The sequence below is a fragment of the Rathayibacter sp. AY2B9 genome, from assembly GCF_002931595.1.
Taxonomy (GTDB): Bacteria; Actinomycetota; Actinomycetes; order Actinomycetales; family Microbacteriaceae; genus Rathayibacter.
Genome location: NZ_PSUB01000009.1, coordinates 54,333 through 73,097, shown reverse-complemented (window position 1 = coordinate 73,097; position 18,765 = coordinate 54,333). Strand labels below are relative to the sequence as shown.

Genomic DNA, 18,765 nt, shown 5'->3' with positions numbered 1-18,765 from the left:
CACTGTCCGTGATCGGGGGCCCTCTGCAACGAGGCTAGAAGCCGAAGTCGCCGCCTCCGAAGTCGCCGCCTCCGAAGTCGCCGCCCCCGCCGAAGTCGCCTCCGCCACCGAAGTCGCCGCCGCCGGAGTCGCCCCAGCCGCCGCCGTCTCCGGCGTCCGCACCGGAGGCGTCCGCACCTCCCGCATCCGCTCCGCCGTCGGCCGAGGCGTCTCCCCCGCCGTCACCGCCGGCGTAGTCGCCTCCCGCATCGGGGAGGAACGCGCCCGCGATGGCCGAGCCGATCGCGAACCCGGCGATCGTGCCGAGCATCGAGGAGGCGAGGACGCCGCCGAAGCCCATGCCTCCGCCGCCGGAGAAGCGCCGCTCCATGAATCCGGGCTGGCGCAGCTCGCTCCGCGTGGCGGACTGGGCGAGCGTGCGGGGGTCGTCGTCCTTCGGCGCGTCGCCGACGGGGGCCCCCTCGCTGAGCTCTCGGAAGACCTGCTGGCGCTGCTCCGGGGTCAGCTGCTCGAAGGCCTCGCGGTGCACCTGCTCGATCGCCTCGGGCGGCGCGGTGCGGAGGAGGTAGCGGTAGCGCTCGATGGCACGCTCATCGTCGGTGCGCGGAGACGTCGCCGGAGGGGAGCCGTACTCGGGCCTGCGGTCCGCGGCCTGCGGCGGCGCGTACGTCGAGCGGCGTGCGCTCTCGGGCTGCTCGTCGCGGCCCAGCAGTCGGTCCAGGAATCCCATGATCTCCTCCTCGGCGCCCGACGGACGCACACCGCCACCGTAGGCCTCTCACCGCTCCGGGTGCTGAGCGTTCTCTCAGAGGCTGCTCGGAGCGGAGGCCTCGGTCACTTCTGCTTCGGGATGACCACCCACATCACGAGGTAGGCGATGATCTGCGGCCCCGGGAGGAGGCACGAGAGCACGAACAGGAGACGCACCACGAAGGGGCTCCAGCCGAATCGGCGGGCGAGACCGGCACAGACGCCGGCGATGATCCTGCCCCGACGGGGGCGCACGAGAGTAGCCATGACTCCACTCTGGCGCAGGGCGCCTGAGCGGGGCATCCGGGAAACCCCCTAGGTCTGCGCGGGAGTCCCGTCGAGCTCCTCGGGCCGGAACGCTCCGACCGAGCGGGCGAAGGCGGCGGCGCGCTCGGCGTCGGCCTCCGGCCAGACCACGTGGAAGCGCTCGAAGACCACGTCGCCGATGCCGCCCGGTGAGACGCGGGCGAAGTAGCGGCGGTGGCCGTCGAGCCAGGAGGCGCGCGTGCGGTCCCCCTCGCCCTCGGCCCAGGCGAACGCGTCGTCGACGGAGTCGAGCGGACCGGTCCGAACCTCGTCCGTCACGAGGACGACACGCGCCGCTCCCGCGCCGTCGCAGACGATCCAGTGGTCGCCCGCGACGGGTGCCCCCTCCTCGGCGAGGGACGCCGTGGCCGTCTTCACTCCGCGCCGCACGAGGCCCAGCAGCTCGTCCGCCATCGCCGTGCTGTCGCCGAACGCCTCGACCGGGGGGAGCGCCTCGTCGACTCCCGGATGCGCGGAGCGGTACTCCGCCCAGAGGAGCGCTGCCGAGGCGGGGTCAATGTCGGGGAGGGCCGTGCGCTCCGGCGCGACGGGCACGAGCGCCACGATGTTCGCCCCAGCCAGGGAGGCGGGATCGTCGGGGTGGTTGTCGGGCGTGGTGACCGTGTCGAAGGGCCAGTGCTGCTGGAGCCAGCGGCGCGCGTAGGCGTCGAGCTCCTCCTCGAGCCGCGAGCCCCGGACGGCGGGGACGACCCACCAGGAGGCCTCGGCGGAGTCGCCGCCGCCGGACCGGACGCTCAGAGCGCCCAGCGCCTCGGTGCGGTCCGGGCCGACGAGCAGGAACGCGTGCGCTCTGCCCGCACGCGACTCCTCCTCGAGGCGCAGGAGACCGCGTACGTCGTCGCCGAGGGACGCCGACGGCAGGGCGGCCGGATCGTCCCCGCGGAGGAGAGCCGCGAGCCACGGTCGCTGCTCGCCGATCACCGCGTGCAGGAGGTCCGCATCGCTCGAGACGAGAGGACGCAGGAGGGCGCCCGCCGGCAGCTCGAGCCGCGCGGGAAGGGGCGCGTCGCCGGTTCCACCGCTCATGACCGCACCTCCCCGCGCACCGGCTCAGCCGGCCGCGCGCTCCAGGACGAGCTCGCGGACGCGGGCAGCGTCGGCCTGCCCCTTCATGGCCTTCATCACGGCACCGATCACGGCACCGGCGGCCTGCACCTTGCCGTCGCGGATCTTCGCGAGCACGTCGGGCTGCGAGGCCAGTGCCGCGTCGATCGCCTCGATGAGCGCTCCGTCGTCCGAGACGACCGCGAGTCCCCGGGCGTCGACGACCTCCTGCGGGGTGCCCTCTCCGGCGATGACGCCCTGGAGGACCTCGCGGGCGAGGCGGTCGGTCAGCGTGCCGCTCTCGATCAGACCGGCGAGCTCGGCGACCTGGGCCGGGGTGACCAGGGAGGCCGGGTCCTCGCCCGCCGCGTTCGCGAGGCGCGCGATCTCCCCGGTCCACCACTTGCGGGCCGCCTGCGGAGCGGCTCCCGCGGAGACGGTCTCGGTGATCTCGACCAGCAGGCCGCTGTTGGCGACGTCCTGGAACTCGAGGTCGGTGAAGCCCCACTCCTGCTTGAGGCGGCGACGGCGGTCGGCGGGCTTCTCGGGGAGCGCGGCGCGCAGCTCCTCGATCAACTCCGGGCTCGGCTTGACCGGGAGCAGGTCGGGCTCCGGGAAGTAGCGGTAGTCGTCGGCGTCGCTCTTGGGCCGGCCCGCGGAGGTGCGGCCGGTGTCCTCGTGCCAGTGGCGCGTCTCCTGCGTGATCGTGCCGCCCGCGGCGAGGATCGCCGCCTGGCGCTGGATCTCGTAGCGGACGGCGCGCTCGACCGAGCGGAGCGAGTTGACGTTCTTGGTCTCGGTGCGGGTGCCGAGCTTCTCCTGGCCGATCGGGCGGAGCGAGACGTTCGCGTCGCAGCGCAGGTTGCCGCGCTCCATCTTGGCGTCCGAGATGCCGAGCGCCAGCACGATGTCGCGGATCGTCGCGACGTAGGCCTTCGCGTATTCGGGCGCGCTCTTCCCCGCGCCGTAGATCGGCTTCGTGACGATCTCGACGAGCGGGACCCCCGCGCGGTTGTAGTCCACGAGCGAGTACTCGGCGCCCTGGATGCGGCCGGTGGCGCCGCCGACGTGCGTGAGCTTGCCGGCGTCCTCCTCCATGTGCGCGCGCTCGATCGGGATCTGCACGAGCGAGCCGTCGGCCAGCTCGATCTCGACCGAGCCCTCGAAGGCGATCGGCTCGTCGAACTGCGAGATCTGGTAGTTCTTCGCCAGGTCCGGATAGAAGTAGTTCTTGCGCGCGAAGCGGCTGGACGGGGCGATCGAGCAGCCCAGGGCGAGGCCGAGGCTGATCGAGTAGCGGACGGCCTGCTCGTTCACGACCGGCAGCGAGCCCGGGAGGCCGAGGTCGACCGGGGTCACGTTCGTGTTGGGCTCGGACCCGAACTCGTTCGGCGCGTCCGAGAACATCTTGGTCTTCGTGTTGAGCTCGACGTGCACCTCGAAGCCGAGCACCGGCTCGAAGGTCTCGAAGACCTCGTCGTAGTCCATCAGCTCGGGAGCGGACGTGTGCGCGGAGGCCATCAGACGGCACCTTCCTCGGTCGCGGAGAGCACGGAGTGGGTCAGGTCGGGGGCCTGCGCGAGGAGCGGGCGGCCCCACTTCTCCTCGAGCAGCGCCTCGAGCGCGGCGCCCACGGTGTAGAGGCGCACGTCCTCCCGGGCGGGAGCGAGGAACTGGATGCCGACGGGCAGCCCGTCCTCGTCGGCGAGGCCGGCGGGGACGGAGATGCCGGGGATGCCGGCCAGGTTCGCCGGGATGGTCGCGACGTCGCCGCGGTACATCGCCAGCGGGTCGTCGAGCTTCTCGCCGAGGCGGTAGGCGGTCGTCGGTGCCGTCGGCGAGGCGATCACGTCGACGTCCGCGAAGGCCGCGTCGAAGTCCCGCTGCACCAGGGTCCGGACCTTCTGCGCGCTGCCGTAGTAGGCGTCGTAGTAGCCGGCCGAGAGGGCGTAGGTGCCGAGGATGATCCGGCGCTTGACCTCGGGGCCGAAGCCCTGCTCGCGGGTCGCGGACATGACCTGCTCGACCGTGCCGCCGCCCTCCGGCGTGACCCGGAGGCCGAACCGGACCGAGTCGAACTTGGCGAGGTTGCTGGAGGCCTCCGCGGGGAGGATCAGGTAGTAGGCGGCGACCGCGTGCTCGACGCTCGGGAGGCTCACCTCGACGACCTCGGCTCCGGCGCCCTGCAGGATCTCGAGCGCCTCGTGGAAGCGCGCCAGCACGCCGGGCTGGAAGCCCTCGCCGCCGTCGAGCTCCTTGACCACGCCGATCCGGAGGCCCGTCACGTCGGCGCGGCGCACCGCGTCGGCGAAGGAGGGCCAGGAGTCGCGCAGCGACGTCGAGTCGCGCGGGTCGTGGCCCGCGATGACGTCGTGCAGCAGCGCGGAGTCGAGGACCGTCCGGGAGACGGGGCCGATCTGGTCGAGGCTCGAGGCGAGCGCGATCGCTCCGTAGCGGGACACGCCGCCGTAGGTCGGCTTCACGCCGACGGTGCCGGTCACGTGCGCGGGCTGACGGATCGATCCCCCGGTGTCGGAGCCGAGGGCCAGGGGCGCCTCGTAGCTCGCGACGGCCGCGGCGGACCCGCCGCCGGAGCCGCCGGGGATGCGGTCGAGGTCCCACGGGTTGTGGGTGGGGCCGTAGGCGCTGCGCTCGGTGGTCGAGCCCATCGCGAACTCGTCCATGTTGGTCTTGCCGATCGGGACCAGCCCGGCCTCGCGCACCTTGCGCATGACGGTCGCGTCGTAGGGCGGGCGCCAGCCCTCGAGGATGCGGGAGCCGCTCGTGGTCGGCATGTCGTTCGTGACGATGACGTCCTTGACCGCGAGAGGCACCCCGGCGAGGGGGTGCAGCGACTCGCCGTCGGCCCGCCGGCGGTCGATCGCCTCGGCGGACGCGACCGCGCCCTCGCGCGCGACGTGGAGGAAGGCGTGGACCGCTCCGTCGACCGCGTCGATGCGCTCGAGGTGGGCGCGGGTGGCCTCGACCGAGGAGACCGAGCCGTCGGCCAGCTTCTCGGAGAGGGCGGACGCGCTGAGGCGGACGAGCTCGTCGCCGTGCGCGCTCACTGCTCCTCCCCCAGGATCGCGGAGACCTGGAAGCGGCTGCCGTCGTGCTCGGGCGCGCCGGAGAGCGCCTGCTCGAGCGTGAGGGTCTCGCCGACCACGTCGGGCCGGAAGACGTTCTCGAGCGGGATCGGGTGGCTGGTCGCCGGCACCTCGGGCGTGGCGACGGCCTGGACCGCGCGCACGGAGTCGACGATCTGGCCGAGCTCCCTGGTGAGGCTCCCGATCTCGTCGGAAGTGAGGTCGATCCTGGCCAGCTGGGCCAGATGGGCGACCGTGTCGGCCGTGATCTCGGACATGCGTCTCCGTCTGGTGGTTCGGGGGGATTTCCGGCCGCCAGTCTACTCGGCGCGCCCGCACCGCCTCCGCCCGCGCCGCCCGCCCGTCAGGAGCCGCCGAAGAGGCTGGAGCCGTGCTTCAGGAGTGCGTTGTACGCCCCCTCGTAGGTGGTCGGCAGGTCCTCGCCGGGCTCGCCGTACCGGGCCAGCAGCAGGCCCATCAGGCCGACGGCGGGCGGGCTCAGCGGCTTGTCGCGGTTCACGTGCGCCGGATGCGCCGGTGCCGCCTCGGGGTTCGGGGGCAGGTACTGCGGCACCGTGGTCGGCCAGTCGCCGATCTGCCGCGGCTCGTCGAGCGTCAGCACCCCGAAGAGGTCGGGGGCGGAGGCGTCGCGAGCGGTCAGCGGCTCGAGGCCGTGCAGGGCGCTGAGGGTCCGGATCACCGCGCCGTGGTGCAGCTCGTCGTGCACGATCGTGCCGGCTCTCGTGTACGCCGAGACGGCGATCGCCGGCACGCGGCAGCCGAGCCGGTCGAAGGCGAAGCCCATCTCGCCCTCGCGGCCGTCGCCCGGCGGAGTCGCCGACGGCGGGGGGACGTGGTCGTAGAGGCCGCCGTGCTCGTCGAAGGTCGCCAGCAGGAGCGTGTTCACCGCGTTCGAGCCGGTCGTGCTCGCGCTCTCCCGGATCGCCGAGTACACCTGGTGCAGCAGCAGCTCGCCGGCGCGGACGTCGGACAGCGCGCTGTCGTAGACGGGCGTGCCGTCGACCTCGTCCTCGTGGAGGACGCCGGTCGGCGGGTGCATGTCGTTGTGGTCGAAGACGAGCCGCGGCTCGAGGAAGGCGTAGTCGGGCAGCTCGCCGTTCTCCACGTCGGCGTAGAAGCGGTCCATCGTCGAGAAGTGGGTCTTCCAGTACTTCTCGAGCACCGGCGCGTGCAGGAAGCCGGTGTAGGAGACCACCTGCAGTGCGTCGAAGTAGACGCGCCAGGTCCTCCCCGCCTCCTCGAGGCGGTTGAACACCGTCGGCGCGTCGGCCAGGTCGTCCGCGAGCCACTTCTCGTAGCCGCCGCTCTGCTTGTTGGTGACGAAGCCGTGCGAGGTCGACGCGTGCAGGAAGGACCGGTTGCAGAAGGTCTGGGAGGGGACGGCGCAGAACCACTGGTCGAAGACGGCGAACTCGCGGGCGAGGGTGGAGAAGACGGGCAGCATCTCCGGCGAGAAGCCGCCCATGATCGTCCGCGCCTCCTCCGCCGTGGGCTCCTGCCCCTTCTTCATCACCCTCAGGTGCTGGACGTAGTCCTCGAGGAAGCCGCTCATCGTCGGGGCGGAGGCGTCGGCGGGCGCGTTGAAGGGCGCGGTCATGGCACCGACGGTGCGGCCGGCGTTCTCGGGCGGATCCACCGTGCCGAAGAGCTGGGTGTTGACGTGCGGGTACTCCTCGCCCGGGTCCGGGTCGGGCTGGCGCATCACGGAGTCGGTGGCGCCCCCGTAGACGTGCGTGCCGACGGTCAGTCCCCCGGCGCTGGTGTTCGTCCGCTCGTCGGGGAGGAGGCCCTCGAAGCTCTCGCCCGCGGGCAGGTCGTCCGGTCCGTAGAGGCGGCCGAGGACGTTGTCGAAGGAGCGGTTCTCGAACATGATCACGACGACGTGGTCGAATCCCGGCTCCGTGCGGGCGGGCAGTCGCGGCTCCTCCTCGCGGCGGGGGCCGGAGGCGACGGCCGCGCCGATCGCGCCGCCGGCGAGGGCTCCGGCTCCGACTCCGGCGGCGGCGGTGCCGGCCAGGAAGCGGCGGCGCGAGCGGGAGCGGGGAGCTCCGTCGTCGTGCTCCGAGGGAGTCCGCTCGCTGGTCATCTCCGCCGCCTCTCCTGCGCCGCCTGCGCCTGCTCGGAGTGTAGCGACGCGCCCGGGACGGCGGCTCGAACGCGGGCGAGCAGTCCGGCCTCCGGCTCGGGGTCGACGTGCGCGCGGCGGGCCGCGTCGCGGAGGCGCCGCCCGACCGGCGCGGGCGGCGCGAACGCCGGCGCCGTGCGGGGCCAGCGCGCGAGGGACCGGTCGGGACCGCCGAGGAGTGCGGCCAGCTCTCGGACCTGCGGATCGACGAGGGCCCGGCGCCCGCCCGCCCGGGCGCGGACGAGCTGCGCGGGAGTCTCCGGATCGAGCGGCACGCCGATCCGTGCACCCGAGGGGACGGCCGAGGCGAGCACGAGCGCCGGCACCGTGCCGGGCCGCTCCGCGCTCCCCCGCGCGGTGACGAGGAGCAGCATCCGCCGCCCCGCCCGCTCCCCGTCGCGGACGGCGTCGAACACGACGTGCAGCAGCTGCTCCGCGAGGCGCGCATCGGCGGATCGATCGGTGCCGGCGGCTGCGGCGTCGGCGAAGTCGGCCGGATCGACGAGGGACCGCGGCTCGACCAGGACGAGCGGAGGCAGGGTGCCGGCTGCGGCCTCGGCGGCCAGCGCGTCGATGGGAAGGAGGCGCCCGCCGCGGGAGCCGGCGGCGCCCGGGTCGCGGTGGGGCCACTCCGGATCGGCGAGGAGCGTGGTCGAGACGCCCTGCCGCTCGTCGACCGCGAGAGCCCAGCCGGTGCCGGTCTCCCGGGCCGCGCGCAGGGCCGCCGGCAGCGGATCGCGGCCGTCGGCGCGCCAGTGGTCGGCCCGGGCGAAGGCCGTGGCGAGGAGCGCGTGCACCGGCAGCATCTCGGGGGCGAAGCGCGCGCCCGGAGGATCGTCCGGGCCGGGCGCGGTCATCACGGCGTCCGTATCACCGGTGAACACCGGACCGTCCGGATCGTCGAGCGCGCCGAGGACCTGGTCGCGGCTGCGGCCGGCGAAGGAGAGCACGACCAGGTGGTCGATCCGGCCTAGCACCTCGGCGGTCCGGCGCTCGGCGGGGGTGGGCCTAACCGCGGCGTCGAGCGCGAGCGACGCTGCGTCGGCGAGGGAGCGGCGCAGGAACGCACGCCGCTCCCCGCCGCCCGCGTCAGGCATCGGGCCCGGTCGGCTCCTCCGTGCTCGGGGCGGCCGCGTCCGGGACGGCGTCGGTCTCCGGCACGGCGTCGTCCTCCGGCGAGGCGTCGGAGCGCGATGCGCCGGCGACGTCCCCGTCCGGGCCGGCGGCGGCCTCCTCCGGAGCGTCGGCGGACGCCTCCTCCGGCAGCGCGATCGCGTCCGGTCCCTCCGTCACCAGGAGGTGGAACTCGGCCGCGGTGATGATCCGGAGCCCCAGGGCCTCGGCCTTGCCGAGCTTGCTGCCGGCGCCGGGACCGGCGGCGACGTAGTCGGTCTTCTTGGAGACGCTCGAGCCGGCCTTGCCGCCGGCCGCGAGGATGGCCTCCTGCGCCCCCTCGCGGGAGTACCCCTCCAGGCTGCCGGTCGCCACGACCGTGAGACCCGCGAGCACCCCGCCGGCGGCGTCCGCGGCACCGGGACCGGGGTGGCCGGGCGTGGCGAAGCGCACTCCGGCCGCGGCCCAGCGGTCGACGATCTCGACGTGCCAGTCGACCTCGAACCAGGCGATCAGGGCGTCGGCGATGATCCCGCCCACCCCGTCGACCGCGGCGAGCTCGTCGCGGCTCGCCCCGCGGATCGCGTCGAGCGAGCCGAAGTAGCCCGCCAGCGCACGCGCGGCGACCGGGCCGACGTGCCGGATGCTGAGCGAGACCAGCAGGCGCCACAGCTCCTTGGTCTTCGCCCGCTCGATGTTCTCGATCAGCCGGAGGGCGTTGGTGGAGGGCACGGAGGCGGCGTCCCCCGCGAAGGCTCCCGCCTCCGGGTCGAAGGCGCCGTCCTTGGCGAGCTGCCGCTTGCGCTTGAAGGGCGTGACGACCTTCGGATCGCCCTTCGCGTCGAGCTTCTGCAGACCCGTCTCGGAGTCGCGGACGACGACCTCGATCGGGAAGAGATCGGCCACCGTGAGCTCGAACAGGCCGGCCTCGGTCCGCAGCGGCGGCTCGGCGGGCACCAGGGGCTGGGTCAGGGCGGCGGCGCTGACCTCGCCGAGCGCCTCGATGTCGAGCGCGCCGCGGCTGCCGATGTGCTCGACGCGCCCGCGGACCTGCGCGGGGCAGGACTCCGCGTTGGGGCAGCGCAGGTCGACGTCGCCCTCCTTGGCCGGAGCGAGCGTGGTGCCGCACTCGGGGCACTGCGTCGGCATCACGAACTCGCGCTCGGAGCCGTCGCGGAGCTCCACCACCGGGCCGAGCACCTCGGGGATGACGTCCCCGGCCTTCCGCAGCACGACCGTGTCGCCGATGAGCACGCCCTTGGCCTTCACCACGTCGGCGTTGTGCAGCGTGGCCTGGCGCACCTCGGACCCCGCGACCTTCACCTTGGTCATCTGGGCGAACGGTGTCGCGCGGCCGGTGCGCCCGACGCTCACCACGATGTCGAGGAGCTTCGTGTGGACCTCCTCGGGCGGGTACTTGTAGGCGATCGCCCAGCGCGGCGCCCGGCTGGTGGCGCCGAGCTCGTCGTGCAGCTCGAGCTCGTCCACCTTCACGACCACGCCGTCGATCTCGTGCTCGACCGAGTGCCGCTCGCGGCCGTAGCGCTCGACGAAGGCGAGCACCTCCTCCACCGAGGCCGAGACGCGGTTGTGGCCGCTGACCGGCAGTCCCCAGGAGGAGAGGAGCCCGTAGACCTCGGACTGGGTCGCGACAGGCGGGTCCGGCCAGGCGCCGATGCCGTGCACGTAGAGCGCGAGGGAGCCGACGCGCGCCTCGCCGGCGCGCAGGTCGAGACCCGACTTCTTGTCGAGCTGCTGGCGGAGGCCGCCGCTCGCCGCGTTCCGCGGGTTGGCGAAGGTCGGGAAGCGCCGCAGCGCGCTCGTGCGCGCCTTCTCCTCCTCGAAGACGCCTCGGGTGGCGGGCGGGCGGGACGACCAGCGGGTCCGCGCCTCCTCGACCGCCTCGTCGCGCAGCGTCTCCTGGAGGGCGTTCAGCTCGGCGAAGGCGGCCACGGGGATGAAGACCTCGCCGCGGACCTCGACCAGTGCCGGGTGGCCCTCGCCGGAGAGGCGCTCGGGGATGCCCGCGACGCGGAGGGCGTTGACGGTGACGTCCTCGCCGGTGCGGCCGTCGCCCCGGGTCGCCGCCGTGACGAGGCGGCCGTCCTCGTAGTGGAGGGAGATCGCGAGCCCGTCGATCTTGAGCTCCGTGAGCCAGGCGACGGGGCGGTCGGCCGAGGCCACCGTCTTCTCGCACCACTCGCGCAGCTCCTCGGCCGAGAACACGTTGTCGAGGGAGAGCATCCGCTCGGCGTGGTCGATCGGGGCGAGGCCCGCTCCGACGATCCCGCCGACGGTCCGCGTCGGCGAGTCCTCGGCGGCGAGCTCGGGGTGCTCGGCCTCGAGCGCGGCGAGCTCGCGCACCAGGGCGTCGTACTCGGCGTCGGACAGCGGCGAGGAGTCGGCCGCGTAGTAGTCGTCGCTCGCCGACCGGATCCGCGCCCGCAGTTCCTCGACGCGGGCGGCGGGCTCGACGGCGCTCACCGGAGCACCGCGGCGTCGGCCGTGACCGTGCGGTCGATCGTGCACTGGCCCAGCACGCGGGTGCCGAGGTAGACGACGGCCGTCTGGCCGGGGGCGACGCCGTCGAGCGGCGAGTCCGGAGTGATCACGAGCTCCACCCTGCCATCGACGTGCGACACCATCGCGGAGGCGGGGACCGGGTCGGCGTGCGCGCGGATCTGGACGTCGCAGCGGAAGGGCGCGTCCGCGTCCTCGGGAGCGGCGCCCGCCCAGGTGAACCGCTCGCCGGCGATCTCGCCGATGCGCAGCGCTTCGCGCGGACCGACGACGACCTCGTTGCTCACCGGCCGCACCTCCAGGACGAAGCGCGGCCGACCGTCGGGCGCGGGGACGCCGAGATGCAGGCCCCGGCGCTGGCCCACCGTGTACCCGTGAGCGCCCTCGTGGGAGCCGACCACCGCGCCGTCCCGATCGACGACCGCTCCGGTCACGGGGGCGACGCGCTCGGCGAGCCAGCCGCGGGTGTCGCCGTCGGGGATGAAGCAGATGTCGTAGCTGTCGGGCTTGCTCGCGACGCTGAGGCGCCGCTCGGCCGCCTCCGCGCGCACGATCGCCTTGGACGGCGTGGAGCCGAGCGGGAACATCGAGTGCCGCAGCTGCTGCTCCGTCAGCACGCCGAGGACGTAGGACTGGTCCTTCGCCTCGTCGCTCGCGCGGTGGAGCTCCGGGGAGCCGTCGGCGGCGGTGCGGAGGGAGGCGTAGTGGCCGGTGCAGACCGCGTCGAAGCCGAGGTCGAGAGCCTTCTCGAGCAGGGCGGCGAACTTGATCCGCTCGTTGCAGCGCATGCAGGGGTTCGGGGTGCGGCCCGCCGAGTACTCGGCGACGAAGTCGTCGACGACGTCCAGCTTGAACCGCTCGGAGAAGTCCCACACGTAGTACGGGATGCCGAGGACGTTCGCGGCGCGCTGCGCGTCCATCGAGTCCTCGATCGTGCAGCACCCCCGGCTGCCCGTGCGAAGCGTGCCGGGCATCCTGCTCAGGGCGAGGTGCACGCCCACCACGTCGTGCCCCGCCTCCACCGCGCGGGCCGCGGCCACGGCCGAGTCCACTCCACCGCTCATCGCCGCCAGAACCTTCACCGTGCGAGTCTACGTTTCCCGCGGGCGCGGGCGGCAGGGGTTCAGGCGGGCAGCACCGCGCGGTTCGACAGTCCGGCTCGGGCGGCGCGGGCGTAGGCGCCGGGCAGCGCGGCCAGGAGGGCGTCGACGTCCTCGTCGGTCGAGGTGTGGCCGAGCGTCATCCGGAGCACCCCGCGGGCCTCGTCCTCGCTCCGGCCGAGCGCGAGGACCACGTGCGAGGGCTCCGGGATCCCCGCCGTGCAGGCGGACCCGGTCGAGACGGAGACGCCCGCGGTGTCGAGGAGGAAGAGGAGGGAGTCGCCCTGCGCACCGGGGAAGGCGAGGTGCGCGTTGTTGGCGACCCGGCGTCCGGAGTCGAGGGCGGGCCCGGTCAGGGTCGCCCCCGGCACGGCGGCGAGGACGCCCGCGACGAGCCGGTCGCGCAGGGCGGCCAGGCGCTGCGCCTCCGCCGACAGCTCGGCGTCCGCCTCGACCGCGGCGGCGGCGAAGGCCGCGGCGCCGGGCACGTCCTGGGTGCCGGAGCGGACGCCCCGCTGCTGTCCGCCTCCGTGCAGCACCGGGACCACGCGGGCGTCGCGGGCGAGCACGAGCGCACCGGTCGCGATCGGCCCGCCGACCTTGTGACCCGAGACGCTGACGGCGGCCAGTCCCGCGCCACGCCCGGAGCCGGAGGCGCGGCGGATCTCGGCGATCCGCAGCGGCACGTGTCCGAGGGCGGCGACCGCGTCGACGTGGAGGGGGACGCCGGCGCGGGCGCACGCGGCCGCCAGCTCGGCGATCGGGTTGATCGTCCCGATCTCGTTGTTGACCCAGAGCACCGTGACCAGGGCGACCGATCCGGGGTCCTCCTCCAGCGCCGCGGCGAGCGCCTCCGGCCGCAGGGCGCCCTCGTCGTCGAGAGGCAGCCACTCGAGGACGGCGCCCTCGTGCTCGGCGAGCCAGGCGGCGGAGTCGAGCGTCGCGTGGTGCTCCCCCTCGGCGACCAGGACCCGGACGCGGGCCGGGTCCTCGCTCCGGCGCTGCCAGTAGAGGCCCTTGATCCCGAGGTTGACCGCCTCGGTGCCGCCGGCGGTGAGGATCACCTCGATCGGCTCGCAGCCGAGCACCCCGGCGAGCGCCGACCGGGCGTCCTCCAGCCGGCGGCGCGCCTCCTGGCCGGAGCCGTGGACGGAGGAGGGGTTGCCGCCGTGGGCGGACGCCTCCGCGAACGCGGCGAGCGCCGAGGCGCGCAGCGGGGTGGTCGCGGCGTGGTCGAGGTAGATCACAGCAGCCCTTCGTCCCGCGTCGGGGGCACGGAGGGAGCCGGTGCCCGTCACTACTGTAAGTCGCATGACCTCTCACGATCCCCTGGCCCGGCTCGGCGTGACCGTGGACGATCAGGGCGGTGAGCTGCGGGTCTGGTCCGAGAGCGCGAGCGCCGTCGATCTGCTGCTGTACGACGAGAAGGATCCGACCTGGGTGACCCGCACGGTCCCGCTGGCGCGCGACGACGCCGCGGTCTGGTCCGCGCGCTCCGATCTGCTGGCCCCCGGCCGCCGCTACGCCCTGCGCGTCGACGGGCCGACGGGCCCCCGGCACCGCTTCGACCCCCGCCGGGCCCTGCTGGAGCCGTACTCCCGGGGCCTGCACCGGGTGGCGGAGAACGAGTGGCGCTCGGTCGTCGTGGACGACGCGTTCGACTGGGGCTCCTCCTCCCGGCCCGGCACCCCGATGGACCGCACCGTGATCTACGAGGCGCATGTGAAGGGGCTGACCCGGCTGAACCCGGCGCTGCCCGTGGAGCTGCGCGGCACCTACGCCGGCCTGGCGCACGAGTCGACGGTCTCGGCGCTGCTCGATCTGGGCGTGACGGCGGTCGAGCTGCTGCCCGTGCACGCGTTCGTGTCGGAGCAGCGCCTGCTGCGGCAGGGGCTGACCAACTACTGGGGCTACAACACGCTGAACTTCTTCGCCCCGCACGCCGCGTACGCCTCCTCCACCGCGCAGCGCGGCGGACCGTCCGCGGTGCTCCGCGAGTTCAAGGGGATGGTGAAGCTCCTGCACGAGGCCGGCCTCGAGGTGATCCTGGACGTGGTCTACAACCACACCGCCGAGGAGGGGCCGGGCGGGCCGATGTCGAGCCTGCGCGGGATCGACGACGCCGGCTGGTACCGCCAGACGCCCGAGGGCCACTACGTGGACGTCACCGGCTGCGGGAACACGATCGACTTCGGCCGGCCCGCGGCGCAGCGCCTCGCGCTGGACTCGATGCGCTACTGGTCGGGCGAGGTCGGGATCGACGGCTTCCGGCTCGACCTGGCCGCGACCCTCGGCCGCGACGAGATCGCGCACTTCCGGAGCGACCACCCGCTGCTGCGGGCCGCGGTCGAGGATCCGGCGCTGGCCGGCGTGAAGATGATCGCCGAGCCCTGGGACGTGGGAATGGGCGGCTGGCAGACGGGGAACTTCCCGGCCGGGTGGTCGGAGTGGAACGACCGCTACCGCGACCGCGCCCGCAACTTCTGGCTCTCGGACATCGACTACGCCCGCCGCGCCGGCACGGCCCCCGTCGGCATCGGCGGCTTCGCGACCCGGCTCTCGGGCTCCTCCAACACCTTCTCGGCGGAGCGGGGACCCCTCGCTTCGGTCAACTTCGTCACCGCGCACGACGGCTTCACGCTGGCGGACCTCGTCTCGTACAACGTCAAGCACAACATCGGCAACGGCGAGTCGAACCGCGACGGAGCCGACACCAACCGCTCCTTCAACCACGGCTTCGAGGGCCCCACCACCGACGAGCGGATCACGCTGGCGCGGCGCAAGGCGATGCGGAACCTCCTCGGCACCCTGCTGCTGTCGGCCGGCGTGCCGATGATCACGGCGGGCGACGAGACCGGGCGCAGCCAGCGCGGCAACAACAACGCCTATTGCCAGGACTCGGACCTGACCTGGGTGCGCTGGGAGGGCCTGGCCGACTGGCAGCTCGCGCTCCGCGCGCACACGCACACCCTGCTGCGCCTGCGGCGCGAGCACCCGGCGCTGCGTCCCTCCCGCTACGGCAGCGGCGACGCGAGCGAGCCGGGCGCCACGACCATGACGTGGTTCGACGCCCACGGGCGCGGGATGAGCGAGCACGACTGGACCTCCGCCGCCAACCGGACGCTGCAGTACCTCGCGGCCTCGACGCCGGTCGAGGGCGAGCCGGACCGCGTCCTGCTGGTGGTGCACGGCGTCGAGCAGGACACCACGGTCGTGCTCGCCGAGGGCGAGGGGGTCACCGGCTACACGCGCCTGTGGAACAGCGAGGAGCCGGAGCCGCTGGAGCACGGCGAGTCGTTCGAGCCGGGGCAGGTCATCCGCGTGGCCGGCACCTCGATGCAGCTCTTCGCCGCGCACGGGCCGGCGGCCGAGCAGGACGCCTGATGGCGCGGAGCGGGCCGGGGACCCCGGCGACCGTCGCGCTGACGGCGGCGGGCGTCCCCTTCACTCCCCGCCAGTACCGGCACGACCCGGCCACGACGCGCTACGGGCTCGAGGCGGCCGAGGCGCTCGGCGTCGAGCCGGAGCGCGTGTTCAAGACCCTGATGGTCGACGTGGACGGCGAGCTCGTGGTGGGCGTCGTGCCCGTCACCGGCTCGCTCGGGCTGAAGGAGCTCGCGGCCGCGGTCGGAGGCAGGCGGGCGGCGATGGCCGACCCGGCGCTGGCCCAGCGCCGGACCGGCTACGTGCTCGGCGGCATCTCGCCGCTCGGGCAGAGGACGCGGCACCGCACCGTGATCGACGAGACCGTCGAGCTCCACGACACGGTGCTCGTGTCGGGCGGGCGCCGGGGCTTCGACATCGAGCTCGCCCCCGCCGACCTCGTCGCCGCGACGGCCGCCCTCATCGCCGACATCGCGCGCTGACCCCTGCTCCCCCGCCGTCCTCCTCCGGGCGCCGTCCTCCTCCCGCGAGACCCCGCCCCGGTCCGCGAGACGCCGAGGAAGGCGCACCGGAGCGGCATCTCGCGGAGAGGGACCGGGCGGGGTCAGCCGGCGGCGGCGGCCAGGCCCAGCTCGGCGGAGCGGGCCAGGAGGGGATGCCGGGGCACGACGCGGACGGTGTAGCCGAAGGAGCCGCTGCGGTCGAGAGTGACCACTCCGGCGTAGGGCACGCGCCCGACCGCGTCGGCCGGCACCACGGCACCCGACTCCTCGACCACCTCGAGCTCGTGGTGGCGGACCTCGGTGAGCGAGCCGTCAGCGGACGTCGTCCCGTAGACGACCTCGACCGAGACGTCCGCCGGCGAGAGCTCGCCCAGGCGCACGCCCGCCCGCACGGCGAGCCGGTCCCCGCGCTGGGGCACCGCGTCGATCCCGCCGGATTCGACGGACGCGACCGCGACTCCGGGCCAGCCGGCGCGGACCCGCCGCTTCCAGCTCGCCAGCTCCTTGGCCGGCTCGAAGTGGTCGGCGGCGACGGCGCGCCCGGCCTCGGCGGCCGGCGAGTAGAGCGCCTCGACGTACTGGCGCACCATCCGCTCGGCGGAGAGCTCGGGCGAGAGGGTCGCGAGGGTGTGCCGGATCGACCGCACCCACCGACGGGGCACTCCGTCGTGATCGCGCTCGTAGTAGCGCGGCACGACCTCGGTCTCGAGCAGCTCGTAGAGCGCCTCGGCCTCGAGCGTGTCGCGGGCCTCCGGGTCGAGCGCGCGGTCGGAGGAGGGGATCGCCCAGCCGTTCTCGCCGTCGAAGTACTCGTTCCACCAGCCGTCGAGGATCGAGAGGTTGAGCGAGCCGTTGAGCGCCGCCTTCATCCCCGAGGTGCCGCACGCCTCGAGCGGGCGCAGCGGGTTGTTGAGCCAGACGTCGGTGCCCGGGTAGAGCAGCTGCGCCATCGCGATGTCGTAGTCCGGCAGGAAGACGATCCTGCGGCGCACGTCCGGCTCCTGCGCGAAGCGGACGAGCCGCTGGATCAGGCGCTTCCCCTCCTCGTCGGCCGGGTGGGACTTGCCCGCGATGACGATCTGGATCGGGTGCTGCGGGTGGGTGAGCAGCGCGCGCAGACGCTCGGGGTCGTGGAGCATCAGGGTCAGCCGCTTGTAGGTCGGCACCCGCCGCGCGAAGCCGATGGTGAGCACGTCCGGGTCCAGCAGCTCGTCGAGCCAGGCCGGCGGGAGGCCGCCCGGGTTCTGCTCGCGCCAGGAGCGGGCGGCCCGGCGGCGGGCGTCCCGCACCAGCTGCTCCCGCATCGCCCGGCGCGCGGCCCACAGCTCGGTGTCGCCGAGCGAGCCCGAGGCCCAGCCGGCCCGCGTCGTGTCGTCGGTGCCGAGCCGCTCCTCCGCGAGCCGCCGGAGGATCGGATCGGTCCAGGTGGCCGCGTGGACGCCGTTCGTCACCGAGCCGATCGGCACCTCCGCCGTCTCGAAGCCGGGCCAGAGGCTCGAGAACATCGAGCGGCTGACCTCGCCGTGCAGCGTCGAGACGCCGTTGGAGCGCTGCGCGAGCCGCAGGCCCATGTACGCCATGTTGAACGCCGTCCCGGAGTCCCCCGGCTCGGCGCCCAGCGCGAGCACGTCCTCGACCTGCACGCCCGGGAGCAGCTCCGTGGAGAAGTACTCCTCGATCATCCCGCGGTCGAAGCGGTCGATGCCCGCCGGCACCGGAGTGTGCGTGGTGAAGACCGTGCTCGCCCGCACCACCTGGAGAGCCTGGTCGAAGTCCAGGCCCGCGCCGATCAGGCCGGAGATGCGCTCGAGCCCCTGGAAGCCGGCGTGCCCCTCGTTGGTGTGGAACACCTCCGGGAGGACGCCGCCCGAGACCTCGGCCCAGAGTTCGAGCGCGCGGACCCCGCCGATGCCCAGCAGCAGCTCCTGCAGCAGGCGGTGCTCGCCCCCGCCGCCGTAGAGGCGGTCGGTGACGGAACGGAGCGAGTCCTCGTTCTCGGGGATGTCGGTGTCGAGCAGGAGGAGGGTCACCCGGCCGACCTCCGCGCGCCAGACCCGGGCGTAGAGCGCGCGTCCCTCGGGGAGCGCCAGCACGATGCGGGCGGGCGAGCCGTCGGCGAGACGGACGACGCGCAGCGGCAGCCCGTCGGGATCGAGCGAGGGGTAGGACTCGAGCTGCCAGCCGTCGGCGGAGAGCTTCTGCGAGAAGTAGCCCGACCGGTAGAAGAGGCCCACGCCGGTGAGCGGCACGCCCAGGTCCGAGGAGGCCTTCAGGTGATCGCCGGCGAGGATGCCGAGTCCGCCGGAGTACTGGGGCAGCGCCGCCGCGATGCCGAACTCCGGCGAGAAGTAGGCGATCGAGCGCGGGGCGGACTCCGGCAGCGACTGGTACCACCGCGGCTCGGTGCGGTAGCGCTCCAGCTCGTCACGGAGGCGCCACGCCTCGTCGACGAAGCCATGGTCCCCCGCCAGCTCGGCGAGGCGCTCGGGGCTCACTGCTCCGAGCAGAGCGGTGGGGTCCGCTCCCCCGCGCCGCCACAGCTCCGGATCGACCCGCTCGAACAAGCGCCGGGCGGGCTCGTGCCAGGCCCAGCGGAGATTGCCCGCCAGATCGCCCAGAGCCGAGAGCTCGGGCGGGAGGACGGAGCGGACGATGAAGCGGCGGATCGCCTTCACGGCACCCCTCGACTCTCTGCGGACCCCGGAGCGCCCGGTCGCGGAGCACCGGGGCGGTCGCGCTCGGTCACCCTAGCGGACCCCGACCACCGCGGATCGGCCGGACGCGGACCCGCC

14 protein-coding genes are annotated in these 18,765 nt (G+C 74.1%); 2 read left to right on the top strand and 12 right to left on the bottom strand.

The genetic code is table 11. The annotated features are described in order from the left end of the window. Positions 1–34: 34 nt before the first annotated feature. The 11 genes from C5C25_RS10275 to C5C25_RS10225 form a co-directional block, all read right to left on the bottom strand. On the bottom strand, positions 35–730 hold the full coding sequence (locus C5C25_RS10275) for a hypothetical protein (protein ID WP_104250582.1): 696 nt from the start codon (positions 728–730) through the stop codon (positions 35–37). A 104-nt stretch (positions 731–834) separates the two neighbouring features. Beyond that, on the bottom strand, positions 835–1,017 hold the full coding sequence (locus C5C25_RS10270) for a PspC domain-containing protein (RefSeq protein WP_104223873.1): 183 nt from the start codon (positions 1,015–1,017) through the stop codon (positions 835–837). A 48-nt stretch (positions 1,018–1,065) separates the two neighbouring features. Beyond that, a complete protein-coding gene (locus C5C25_RS10265; protein WP_104250547.1) occupies positions 1,066–2,103 on the bottom strand; it encodes an ASCH domain-containing protein in 1,038 nt (345 codons plus the stop codon). Between the two features lie 24 nt (positions 2,104–2,127). Then, positions 2,128–3,642 carry an Asp-tRNA(Asn)/Glu-tRNA(Gln) amidotransferase subunit GatB gene (gatB, locus tag C5C25_RS10260; RefSeq protein ID WP_104247608.1) on the bottom strand — a complete coding sequence of 505 codons (1,515 nt, stop codon included), beginning with the start codon at positions 3,640–3,642 and terminating at the stop codon, positions 2,128–2,130. Continuing rightward, positions 3,642–5,189: an Asp-tRNA(Asn)/Glu-tRNA(Gln) amidotransferase subunit GatA gene (gene gatA, locus C5C25_RS10255; protein WP_104247609.1), complete on the bottom strand. Its 1,548-nt coding sequence runs from the start codon at positions 5,187–5,189 to the stop codon at positions 3,642–3,644. The genes gatB and gatA overlap by 1 nt, the downstream gene beginning before the upstream one ends. Continuing rightward, on the bottom strand, positions 5,186–5,485 hold the full coding sequence (gatC, locus tag C5C25_RS10250; protein WP_104226848.1) for an Asp-tRNA(Asn)/Glu-tRNA(Gln) amidotransferase subunit GatC: 300 nt from the start codon (positions 5,483–5,485) through the stop codon (positions 5,186–5,188). The genes gatA and gatC overlap by 4 nt, the downstream gene beginning before the upstream one ends. 86 nt (positions 5,486–5,571) lie before the next feature. Beyond that, complete coding sequence (locus C5C25_RS10245) at positions 5,572–7,314, bottom strand: alkaline phosphatase family protein (RefSeq protein ID WP_104250546.1); 1,743 nt, start codon at positions 7,312–7,314, stop codon at positions 5,572–5,574. Beyond that, positions 7,311–8,450, bottom strand: coding sequence for a hypothetical protein (locus C5C25_RS10240; protein ID WP_104250545.1), 1,140 nt, complete (start codon positions 8,448–8,450; stop codon positions 7,311–7,313). Before C5C25_RS10240 ends, C5C25_RS10245 begins: the two co-directional genes overlap by 4 nt. Continuing rightward, positions 8,443–10,950 carry an NAD-dependent DNA ligase LigA gene (gene ligA / locus C5C25_RS10235; protein ID WP_104327707.1) on the bottom strand — a complete coding sequence of 836 codons (2,508 nt, stop codon included), beginning with the start codon at positions 10,948–10,950 and terminating at the stop codon, positions 8,443–8,445. Before ligA ends, C5C25_RS10240 begins: the two co-directional genes overlap by 8 nt. Beyond that, positions 10,947–12,068, bottom strand: coding sequence for a tRNA 2-thiouridine(34) synthase MnmA (gene mnmA / locus C5C25_RS10230; protein WP_181133683.1), 1,122 nt, complete (start codon positions 12,066–12,068; stop codon positions 10,947–10,949). Before mnmA ends, ligA begins: the two co-directional genes overlap by 4 nt. A gap of 41 nt (positions 12,069–12,109) precedes the next feature. Further along, positions 12,110–13,399 (bottom strand): cysteine desulfurase family protein, encoded by a 1,290-nt coding sequence (locus C5C25_RS10225; protein WP_104250543.1) that lies wholly within the window; start codon positions 13,397–13,399, stop codon positions 12,110–12,112. Here C5C25_RS10225 and glgX point away from each other — a divergent pair. Then, on the top strand, positions 13,398–15,470 hold the full coding sequence (glgX, locus tag C5C25_RS10220) for a glycogen debranching protein GlgX (RefSeq protein ID WP_104250542.1): 2,073 nt from the start codon (positions 13,398–13,400) through the stop codon (positions 15,468–15,470). The two genes, C5C25_RS10225 and glgX, sit on opposite strands and share 2 nt — an antisense overlap. After that, positions 15,470–15,952 (top strand): Cys-tRNA(Pro) deacylase, encoded by a 483-nt coding sequence (ybaK, locus tag C5C25_RS10215; RefSeq protein WP_104250541.1) that lies wholly within the window; start codon positions 15,470–15,472, stop codon positions 15,950–15,952. The genes glgX and ybaK overlap by 1 nt, the downstream gene beginning before the upstream one ends. 122 nt (positions 15,953–16,074) lie before the next feature. On the opposite strand, the gene glgP is transcribed toward ybaK, so the two are convergent. Further along, positions 16,075–18,648 (bottom strand): alpha-glucan family phosphorylase, encoded by a 2,574-nt coding sequence (gene glgP / locus C5C25_RS10210; RefSeq protein ID WP_104250540.1) that lies wholly within the window; start codon positions 18,646–18,648, stop codon positions 16,075–16,077. Between the last annotated feature and the right edge of the window lie 117 nt (positions 18,649–18,765).

Coding starts and splice junctions, on each gene's coding strand:
- gatB (WP_104247608.1), bottom strand. CDS start 3,642: ATGGCCTCCGCGCACACGTCCGCTCCCGAGCTGATGGACTACGACGAG.
- C5C25_RS10245 (WP_104250546.1), bottom strand. CDS start 7,314: ATGACCAGCGAGCGGACTCCCTCGGAGCACGACGACGGAGCTCCCCGC.
- C5C25_RS10270 (WP_104223873.1), bottom strand. CDS start 1,017: ATGGCTACTCTCGTGCGCCCCCGTCGGGGCAGGATCATCGCCGGCGTC.
- ybaK (WP_104250541.1), top strand. CDS start 15,470: ATGGCGCGGAGCGGGCCGGGGACCCCGGCGACCGTCGCGCTGACGGCG.
- C5C25_RS10265 (WP_104250547.1), bottom strand. CDS start 2,103: ATGAGCGGTGGAACCGGCGACGCGCCCCTTCCCGCGCGGCTCGAGCTG.
- glgX (WP_104250542.1), top strand. CDS start 13,398: ATGACCTCTCACGATCCCCTGGCCCGGCTCGGCGTGACCGTGGACGAT.
- gatC (WP_104226848.1), bottom strand. CDS start 5,485: ATGTCCGAGATCACGGCCGACACGGTCGCCCATCTGGCCCAGCTGGCC.
- C5C25_RS10275 (WP_104250582.1), bottom strand. CDS start 730: ATGGGATTCCTGGACCGACTGCTGGGCCGCGACGAGCAGCCCGAGAGC.
- C5C25_RS10225 (WP_104250543.1), bottom strand. CDS start 13,399: ATGCGACTTACAGTAGTGACGGGCACCGGCTCCCTCCGTGCCCCCGAC.
- C5C25_RS10240 (WP_104250545.1), bottom strand. CDS start 8,450: ATGCCTGACGCGGGCGGCGGGGAGCGGCGTGCGTTCCTGCGCCGCTCC.